The sequence below is a fragment of the uncultured Dokdonia sp. genome (genome assembly GCF_937910895.1).
Classification (GTDB): Bacteria; Bacteroidota; Bacteroidia; order Flavobacteriales; family Flavobacteriaceae; genus Dokdonia.
The window spans coordinates 1-9,879 of the sequence record NZ_CALEMI010000122.1 but is presented as its reverse complement, the minus strand read 5'-3'; the positions used below and the strand labels follow the sequence as shown (position 1 = coordinate 9,879).

The window sequence follows — 9,879 nt, the reverse complement described above, 5'->3', positions numbered from 1 at the left end:
CATTGTAACATAATTTAGTGCTATTATCATATTCAGTACGTAACTGTTTTCAATACTAAAACTATAATGATTACTACAAGATCTCGTATTTATTTAGTGAATGGGGTAAATTAGTTAGTGAATGCAGTCTCTGGTTTTAAGAACTGCTTGAAATTTAGGGAATTCAAAACCATAAGAAACGTTGTTTATATCCCAAAGCTACTTGTCCTTTTTCAGGTATGTAATTATTCGCTTTCGCGAAAGCTTAAAACAATTTCTTTAGAGTTTTACGGGCTTTGGAGTAAGTACCATAAATGTAATTGAAGCGTAAGTGATTCCTTATTTATAGCAAAGCTATTTACATTTTTTTGGTATGAGGATATACGCTTTCGCGAAAGCGGCAAAAAGATTTATAGAGATGAGATATTAATGTACGCCTATTTTATTGAGCGGAAACTTAAGTGTTTTCTCTAATTTTCCGTTGGTGTAGTACTTCCAAGTTCCGTGTTTTTTATTGTCTTTATAATTTCCTTCACGCATGATGGTACCGTCAAGTTCATATAGTTTTACAGGACCGTGTAATTTTCCATCTACATGGGTATATGTTTTTACAACAACACCATTTTCTGAAAAATGAGTTTCTAAGCCATTTTCTTTTCCTTGAACATAGTTTATACGTTGTGCAACCGTTCCATTCTCAAAATAAACGACACGTTCTCCATCTAAAAGGTCATTTTTATAGAACTCTTCTGTCATAATACTTTTACCATCCTGATGATAATACACCCATTTTCCTTCTCGGGAGCGTTGTTTCATCTTTCCTTCACTTACTTTTTTTCCGTCTGTGGTATAAAAAATAACATCAAAAAGTTCGTTTTCTGCTTCATATATTTTGACTGCGGTTGGATGTCCGCCTTTTATATCATAAAACTTAAATGTCCCTATTTCTTGTCCGTGATTAAAAGTTCCTTCATATCGCAATTGTGTAGATCCCTCATAAAATTTATGCCAAGCACCATGCTTTTTGTTATTCTCATCAATTTTGTTAAATTCCTGAGCATTTCCGAAAAAACATGAATAAAAACAGAATACTGTGAAAATTAAAATTTGTTTAACCATTTTATAGCGTTTTGCATCGTTTATTTATGAGTGATACACATATCTTTGCAAAAAATTAATGTATCCCAAATTATGAAAAAAAAAATACTTATTACTAAGATACTATTCCTTATCATAACGACAATAGGAATACTTTCTTGTTCGGATGATGATGATAATGGAAATATCATTGATAACACACCTAGTAATACGATCTTAGATCTTGTTATTAACGAACCTAATTATAGTTCTTTTCTTGCAGCTCTAAATCAAACAGGTGTAAATGCTACTGTTGCAGGTAGTGGTAATTTTACGGTTTTTGCTCCTACAAATGCAGCTTTTGATGCTTTTTTAGGTGGAACAGCTATTGAAGACGTGGACAATACCGTACTTACACAAATCGTATTAAATCATATACTTAATGCAGAACTTTTTGCTGCCGATCTTACGACAGGATATCAAAAAACTATTGCTACTGAAGCTTCATCAAATGTTGCTATTGACATGTATATTGATACAACTAGTGGCGTTGTGATAAATAACCAATCAACAGTAATAGGAGTAGATATAGATGCTGATAATGGGGTATTACATGAAGTTGATATGGTTATTGACGTAGCTACCATCAATACATTTATAACAATAGATCCTTCTCTAGATGCCTTAGAAAGTGCCTTAACAGATGAAGGAAATACTGCTTTTACAGATTTATTATCTGACACATCTGCAGACTTTACCGTATTTGCTCCTACTAATGAAGCATTTATAACTTTCTTAGATGGTGCCATGCTAAGTGATATTGATAACGATGTGCTTGGGCAAGTACTTTCAAATCATGTAATTCCTGGTACTGTTGCAATATCTACTACATTAAGTAACTCTTATGTAAATACTGCGGCTGTATTTAATGGAGATATGAATGCACCTATAACAATGTATGTAAATACAGATGATGGCGTTCAACTTAATGGAGCTTCTTCTGTAACACAAGCAGATATTGTAACTTCTAATGGTGTTATACATATTGTAAATGCAGTTGTACCATTACCTGATGTTACAACTTTTATATTTGCAGATCCTAACTTTTCTATTTTATTAGAAGCTATTATAGCAGACCCTAATGTAGATTATATTGCAGCATTACAAACACCTATAGGAGAGGGTGCTACGCCGTTTACTGGTTTTGCACCTACAAACGATGCTTTTGAAAACTTTTTTACAGACCTTAATGTGACTGGAATATCTGATATCCCACTTATGGATTTATCTGTCATCGTAGAATTACATAATATTATTAATATGAACATCAGAGCAGCCGAATTAACTGCTATGGATGGAATGAGCTTTACAACTTTTTCTGGACTTGATATTACTATAGATGCAACAACTCCAGCGATTATAGGCCCTGATGGAGAATCTAGTCTATTACTTATGACTGATTTACAAACAACAAATGGTGTCGTACATTCGCTAAATAGAGTTCTAAGAAACTAGAGATTCACACACGAACGTATTCTTGAAAAAGCTTCGATATATCAATTATATCGAAGCTTTTTTGTTGATCCATTTTGTGTAGCAACATACTTGTTTTTTTCAGTAAATGCTAAATTTATCATAATGTGAAAATGGTAAACGTCCAAACGATTATCCCTAACCGTATATATTTTTAATTACAGTTTAGAAGCGCTTCTATAGTAATGAAAATTAAAACACATTACTCTTTGCTGTGATGTTGATACTCAATGATATTCAATATCATTTTGGAACCAAGAAAATAAAATATTAAAGAAAATTTATAATTTGTTTAATATTTTTAACTTTAATTTAAACGTTTTATTTGTTTAACCTTTTTAAATTTGTATTAAACATACAAACACAAAAAACTATGAAAACACTTTTTAATTATGCAAAAATAGCAATCCTTGCTATAGCCTTTACAGGAATTATCTCTTGTGGAGATGATGATGATAACAACATTGATCCAATTACAAGTAACACAATAGCAGATATTGTAACTAACAATCCTAATTTTAGTTCTTTATTAGCTGCTTTACAACAAACAGGACTTGACGCAACTCTTTCCGCTAACGGGAACTTTACTGTTTTTGCACCAACAAATGCTGCTTTTGATACGTTCTTAGGAGGAACTGCTCTCGAAGATGTAGACAATGATGCATTAACACAAATTTTATTAAACCATGTTCTTAATGTAGAATTGGCTTCAACAGATTTAACAACCGGATACCAAAAAAACTTAGCTACAGAGGCATCTACAAACGCCAATTTAGATATGTATATAGACACCACTAGTGGTGTTGTTATTAATGGCCAATCCACTGTAACCACTGCTGATATTAATGCAGACAACGGTATTGTACATATTGTAGATGCTGTTATTGATCTTCCTACAATTGTTACGTTCGCAACTACAAATCCTGCACTTAGTTCTTTAGTTGCTGCGCTTACAGATGAAGGAAATATGACTTTTGTTAATTTACTTTCTGACACAAATGCAGATTTTACAGTATTTGCTCCTACAAACGGTGCTTTTACAACGTTTTTAGATGGTGCAACTTTGGGTGATGTTGATAATGGTGTACTTGCACAAGTATTATCTAATCACGTGATTCCTGGAGCTGTTGCCATCTCTACATCCTTAAGTAATTCTTATGTAAGTACTGCTGCTGTATTTAATGGAGAAGCAGATGCACCTATAAGTATGTATATAAACACGGATAGCGGCGTAACTCTTAATGGAGTCTCTAATGTCGCTCAAGCAGACATCGTAGCTGTAAATGGTGTTGTACACGTAGTAGATGCTGTTATAGGTTTACCAGACGTTACCACGTTTGCTACCGCAGATCCTACATTTTCTTCATTAGTAGCTGCATTAACTGCCGATGCTTCTTTTGGGTATGTAGGCGCGTTACAAACAGCTAACGGAACAGACCCTGCTCCTTTTACTGTATTTGCACCTACCAATGATGCATTTGCAGATTTATTAACCGACTTAGGGCTCGCATCATTAGACGATGTTCCTGTAGGTACACTTGCTGCTACTTTAGAATTACATGTTGTTACAGGATCAAATGTAAGAGCAGAAGACCTCGCTGGAATAGATGGTGCTAATGTAACAACATTAGGAGGTGGAGAAATTACGATAGACGCTTCTACCCCTGCAATTATAGATCCTGATGGAGGTTCTAATCCCATTATTGTTACAAACGTACAAGCTGCAAACGGTGTTGTACACGCTGTTTCCCGCGTACTAAGAGATTTATAATCCGTAATTAAATACAATAAATCAATAGATTAGTCCCTTATTAGTATACCCCCAACTTTTATACTAGTAAGGTAAAAGCTCCGATGTTATAAAAACATCGGAGCTTTTTTTGGTTTTAGAATGAACCCATTTTAGGTATACTCATACTAAGCAAGAGACGGATAGGTAAAAAGTAAAAGATGAGTTAAGTTAAACAGCACATATAAAAACATAGCACTTTCTATTATTTTAGTTTTATAATATATATACCCATAAAATAATCCTGCCACAGAAGCCAACAGTATATATAAAACGCCTCCATTATAATGTGCCAACCCAAAGGCTAGTGAAGCTACTAACAGACTTACTAATAAAGCATATTTACCTGATACTGGATCATAGATTCTTTGTTGAATAAGTCTTCTAAAGATCGCCTCTTCGGCTAGGCAAGTAAAAAATAAATTCACAAGTATCCATATCGGTGTCAAAGAAGGTTATTTTGGTTCAAATTTAGAATATCCTAATAGGATGGCTAACACAAGGAAAAGGAGTCCCATAATGACTAAACTCACAACAATTTGTTTTAAAATAAATAGAAAATCTACTTTTAAATTTTAAAACTAAATGCGATGACAAAAATTCCTACGGCTGTTTTATCTAAATTAAAATAGAGACTATACGGTGTGGCATCTTCACTTAACCTAACACTGTCTAAATATTTATAATTATCAAATCCAATCACTGAAAAATGAAATATCAAAGGAATGGATAGTACAAGTATTAGAAACAATAAGAGTAGGCTCTTTTTTTGATAATAACAATATACTATAAACCCTACTACCGCTGTATAAACAAAAGATACCACAGAAGCTCGATCAAAGAACAACGCAAATAAAAATGATAACACCAAAAAAAGTAGTTATAACGGAACCTTATTAAAAAACTTGTATGGAATCCATATAGCTATCACCGCCACTAGTAAAGAGCCATACGTAAAAAAAATAGGTGTATCCATAATATCTTGATAGTTTATGATCTAAAAGACAAAATATTTATCTCAAGATTAAAGTAAGTATCAAGGTATAAGATTCCAATCTAAAATAGAGACAAGACTTTAATACCATTAAAAAACAAGTTTAGCTCAACTAGCTATTTTAAATGTATTGCTTTATAAACTTTTGAAAATAGCATTTCACTATAAAGAAATAGATGTAATATTTACTCTACACAATTCTAGAAAATTATCTAAACAAAAAAAGTGATCATCTTAGGTGATCACTTTTATATACTAAAACTAAAGGCTATTATTTACCCTTCGCATTTTTTTGCTTTTCAGCTTGCTCCATGATCTCAGCCATTTTCTTCTGGAAACGACCTTGTTTTTTAGGCTTTGCTTTCTTTACTTCAATTTTTGCTTTTATTTTATCTTCATCGATAATGTACTTCTTAATCACTAAAATAATACCAATGGTAATAAGGTTAGAAATAAAGTAATATAAACTCAATCCACTCGCATAGTTATTAAAGAAGAATAACATCAATAACGGAGAGAAATACATCATATACTTCATCATTTTCCCCATATCTGGCATCCCTTCTTGTGTAGGCTGTTGCATTGCTTGATTCCCGGTTGTTAATCGCATAGAGAAAAAGATCGTAACTGCGGCTAATATTGGAAATAAACTGATGTGGTCTCCATAAAATGGTATTTTAAATGGAAGCTTTGCAATCTCATCATAACTAGATAAATCACTTGCCCAAAGGAAACTTTCTCCTCTCAAACCAAAAGCAGATGGGAAGAAGGTAAATAGCGCATAAAAGACTGGAATCTGAAGTAATGCAGGAAGACATCCCGCTGCTGGACTAGCACCAGCTTTACTATAGAGTGCCATCGTCTCCTTTTGCTTCTTCATCGCATTATCCTTATACTTCTCAGAAATCGCTGCAATCTCAGGCTTCAACACTTTCATCTTGGCTTGCGATACATACTGCTTGTATTGTACAGGAGATAATATTAATTTTATAGCTATTGTCATTAAGATAATAGCAATTCCCGCAGGTAAGAATCCTGTTAAAAATCCAAAAAACGGAATCACAAGGTACTTGTTTAAGAAACCAAAGATTCCCCATCCTAACGGCATCGCTTCTCCCAGATTACGATCATATTCTTTTAATATTTTATAATCTGTAGGACCATAATACATATTCATCGCATAATCTAACTCGCCATTTCTTGGCGTCAATAAAAGATCTGCTTTATACTCTTTGGTAAACTCTGTCTCTTGATCGGCGTCAGTGGCATTTTTTAAAAGATCGTTAGAATATAACTTTGCTTCTTTAAATGGCGTATCTGTCAATAGCATAGAGCTAAAGAAATGCTGACGATAGTTCATCCAAGAAAGATCACTTACAATTTCGTCATCATCACCTGCCTGACCTAACTTATCGGTTTTACCACCATCATACTCATAAGTAAGACGCGTATATCTGTTCTCATATTCTATACTCTTTGCGTGACGCATGCCTTGGAAGTCCCATTGCAAACGCATAGGTTGTCCTGTATTAAATACACGTGCAAGCCCTTGTGATTTTAAGCCAAAATCAAGCATATAATCACCTTGCTTTAACTCATAACGGTATTCCAAGTACTCTGTAGGTGATACTTTTAAGCGCATCGTTAATACCTCGTTATCCCCATTTTTTGAAAGAACAGGTTCAAAAAATAGATCCTTCGTATTTAAATTACGATTATCTGTCGTACTGAACGAAATATTAAACTGACTGTTCCCATCTTTGATAAGATACACAGGAATCGAGTCAAATGTTTTGTGTTGTAATAATGTAGCCTTTACAATATGACCTCCTTTATTACTAATCTCTAGTTCTAACACATCATTTTTTAGAACGGTTACATCTTCTCTAGCAGAAGGTAATGTCCCTGAATAGGCAAAAGCACCTAATCTATTTTGTAATTGAGAACGCCCAATAGAATCTGTAGACGCTACTGTATTTGTAAATTCTGGAGTTGCTATGGTAGAAGCTTCGGGAGTTTCTTTTTCTTGAACTTGCTCCTGTTTTGCTTCCTCCTGAGCTTGAATCTCCTCTGGAGTAGGCCTCGTATACATAATGTATAAAATGATTGCTCCCATTAAGAGCATTCCTATCACCGAGGTTCTATCAAATTTTTTCATTAATTGGTGTTGTATAGATCGCTTTCGCGAAAGTAATATTTCTAGTGAGAGATAGCAATTCTATCTCCAAATGTTTCGTTTGTGCCATAGTGGCACTATTTTTTTTCTGAATATGTGAGCGCTGCTTTGATAAATGCAACAAATAATGGATGCGGACTTGCCACCGTACTCTTATATTCTGGATGGTATTGCACGCCTACAAACCACGGATGATCTGGCAACTCAATAATTTCTACGAGTCCCGTTTCTGGATTGGTACCTGTGATTTTCATTCCTGCCGCTTCAAATTGACTTCTGTATATATCATTAAATTCATAACGGTGACGATGGCGTTCTTTAATCACGTCTGTTCCATACACGTCTCTTACAATGCTCCCGGCTGCTAACTTACATTCCCAAGCACCCAGACGCATGGTACCGCCCATTTCGGTCACATTTTTTTGCGCTTCCATTAAATCTATGACTGGATAAGGAGTCTTGTCATCCATTTCGGTAGAGTTCGCTTTCGCGAAAGCGCACACATTCCTACCATACTCTATCACTGCCATTTGCATTCCTAAACAGATCCCTAAAAACGGAATCTTATGCTCACGCGCGTATTGTACTGCTTTGATTTTTCCTTCAATACCGCGCTCTCCAAAACCAGGAGCAACCAATACGCCATCTAGTTTTGAGATTTTATTTTTAATCACCTTATCAGTAATATACTCACTATGGATACTCTCTACGTTGACTTTTACTTCGTTTTCTGCACCTGCGTGAATAAACGATTCTAAAATCGATTTGTAAGAATCCTGAAGCTCTACGTATTTTCCAATAAGCCCAATGGTCACTTCTGACTTTGGATTTTTATGTTTGGTTAAAAATTCGTTCCAACGTTTTAAATCAGGAACGGTGGTGTCATCTAAGCCTAATTTGGCTAAGCTAATTTTATCCAGTCCTTCTTCCAACATTAAATTAGGTACGTCATAAATAGTACTCGCATCTATAGACTCAATGACCGCTTCGCGTTCTACATTACAAAAACGAGCGAGTTTTGAGCGTAACTCATCATTAAGCGTATGTTCTGTACGACAGACCAAAATATCTGCTTGAATCCCACTTTCCATGAGTGTTTTTACACTGTGTTGTGTTGGTTTTGTTTTAAGCTCTCCCGCAGCAGCAAGGTATGGGATAAGCGTTAAGTGGATCACAAGTGAGTTTTGTTTTCCTAATTCCCACTTTAATTGACGAATCGATTCTATATAGGGTAATGACTCGATATCACCTACCGTTCCTCCTATCTCTGTAATAACAATATCATAGTCGCCACTATTGCCAAGAATTTGGATGCGTTCTTTAATCTCATTGGTAATATGAGGAATGACTTGTACAGTTTTTCCTAAAAACTCTCCTCTACGTTCTTTGTCTATGACACTTTGATAGATCCTTCCTGTAGTTACATTATTAGATTGTGAGGTAGGAACATTTAAAAAACGCTCATAATGACCTAAGTCAAGGTCAGTTTCTGCGCCATCATCTGTCACATAACACTCCCCATGTTCATACGGATTAAGTGTACCTGGATCAATATTAATGTAAGGGTCTAGTTTTTGGATAGTGACTCTATGACCTCGTGCCTGTAGGAGTTTTGCGAGGGATGCGGCAATGATACCTTTACCCAATGAAGATGATACTCCGCCCGTTACGAAGATGTATTTTGTAGCTGCCATTAATGGAATTCTATTGTTCGTTTACGGGGCGTAAAGATACATAATTTTATAGGTAGCCTCTCTATTTTGAAGGGGTTATTTTTATTTAAGAATCAGTCATATTGGTACTCATTGAATCCTGATGTTATATATCTTCATGCTTTAAAAGAAAAATAACATTTTATTTTCGATTCTATTTTTTTAATTATTAGTTGTATTATCGTAACTAATAACTCACTATAAAATAAAACGATATGAACAGATTTGAAAATAGGCAGATGATTCAAAAAACTTCTCAAAGTAATGACAGCTTGGTGATGTTTGCTTTGATCTGGATTGTTTTTTCTAAGCTTTTCTTCTTTGTACTCCTCAAAATTAATGTTGAGTTTTTTGAATCTGACCTCTTTAGGAATATAAATATTTTATTTTCTATTGTTTGGGGATTTATTCCTTTATTATTAGCTCTTTCTATAAAAGACAAGACAAAACAAGGTTTCTTTTTGATCCTCGCAGCTATTTATATAGTGATCACGATATACGAACAAATTCAAGATTTTGTTTAGTCAAATACCTACTCACAAAAAGAGGCTGTCTAAAAAGGCAGTCTCTTTTTGTTTGTTTTTTTTGATTTCGTATCTTAATAACATGAAATCTAGTC

General features: G+C 34.4%; 7 protein-coding genes. 3 read left to right on the top strand and 4 right to left on the bottom strand.

Translation table 11 applies throughout. The features are described from left to right. Positions 1-405: 405 nt before the first annotated feature. A complete protein-coding gene (locus Q0505_RS14420; protein WP_299214164.1) occupies positions 406-1,098 on the bottom strand; it encodes a hypothetical protein in 693 nt (230 codons plus the stop codon). A 72-nt stretch (positions 1,099-1,170) separates the two neighbouring features. On the opposite strand from Q0505_RS14420, the gene Q0505_RS14415 reads away from it, so the two are divergent. Both Q0505_RS14415 and Q0505_RS14410 read left to right on the top strand, forming a co-directional pair. Further along, positions 1,171-2,571: a fasciclin domain-containing protein gene (locus Q0505_RS14415; RefSeq protein ID WP_299214161.1), complete on the top strand. Its 1,401-nt coding sequence runs from the start codon at positions 1,171-1,173 to the stop codon at positions 2,569-2,571. 391 nt (positions 2,572-2,962) lie between these two features. Continuing rightward, positions 2,963-4,360: a fasciclin domain-containing protein gene (locus Q0505_RS14410; RefSeq protein WP_299214159.1), complete on the top strand. Its 1,398-nt coding sequence runs from the start codon at positions 2,963-2,965 to the stop codon at positions 4,358-4,360. Positions 4,361-4,506: 146 nt separating this feature from the next. Here Q0505_RS14410 and Q0505_RS14405 read toward each other — a convergent pair whose 3' ends face one another. The 3 genes from Q0505_RS14405 to Q0505_RS14395 all read right to left on the bottom strand — a co-directional run bounded on the left by Q0505_RS14405 (position 4,507) and on the right by Q0505_RS14395 (position 9,242). After that, entirely contained in the window at positions 4,507-4,827 is a 321-nt protein-coding gene (locus tag Q0505_RS14405; protein WP_299214157.1) for a CPBP family intramembrane glutamic endopeptidase, read from the bottom strand. Positions 4,828-5,643: 816 nt separating this feature from the next. Further along, positions 5,644-7,530: a membrane protein insertase YidC gene (gene yidC, locus Q0505_RS14400; RefSeq protein WP_299214154.1), complete on the bottom strand. Its 1,887-nt coding sequence runs from the start codon at positions 7,528-7,530 to the stop codon at positions 5,644-5,646. Between the two features lie 95 nt (positions 7,531-7,625). After that, entirely contained in the window at positions 7,626-9,242 is a 1,617-nt protein-coding gene (locus Q0505_RS14395) for a CTP synthase (protein WP_299214151.1), read from the bottom strand. Positions 9,243-9,475: 233 nt separating this feature from the next. Between Q0505_RS14395 and Q0505_RS14390 the strand changes: the two genes are divergently transcribed. Beyond that, on the top strand, positions 9,476-9,784 hold the full coding sequence (locus Q0505_RS14390; protein ID WP_299214148.1) for a hypothetical protein: 309 nt from the start codon (positions 9,476-9,478) through the stop codon (positions 9,782-9,784). Positions 9,785-9,879: the final 95 nt, after the last annotated feature.

Coding starts and splice junctions, on each gene's coding strand:
- Q0505_RS14420 (WP_299214164.1), bottom strand. CDS start 1,098: ATGGTTAAACAAATTTTAATTTTCACAGTATTCTGTTTTTATTCATGT.
- Q0505_RS14415 (WP_299214161.1), top strand. CDS start 1,171: ATGAAAAAAAAAATACTTATTACTAAGATACTATTCCTTATCATAACG.
- Q0505_RS14410 (WP_299214159.1), top strand. CDS start 2,963: ATGAAAACACTTTTTAATTATGCAAAAATAGCAATCCTTGCTATAGCC.
- yidC (WP_299214154.1), bottom strand. CDS start 7,530: ATGAAAAAATTTGATAGAACCTCGGTGATAGGAATGCTCTTAATGGGA.
- Q0505_RS14395 (WP_299214151.1), bottom strand. CDS start 9,242: ATGGCAGCTACAAAATACATCTTCGTAACGGGCGGAGTATCATCTTCA.
- Q0505_RS14390 (WP_299214148.1), top strand. CDS start 9,476: ATGAACAGATTTGAAAATAGGCAGATGATTCAAAAAACTTCTCAAAGT.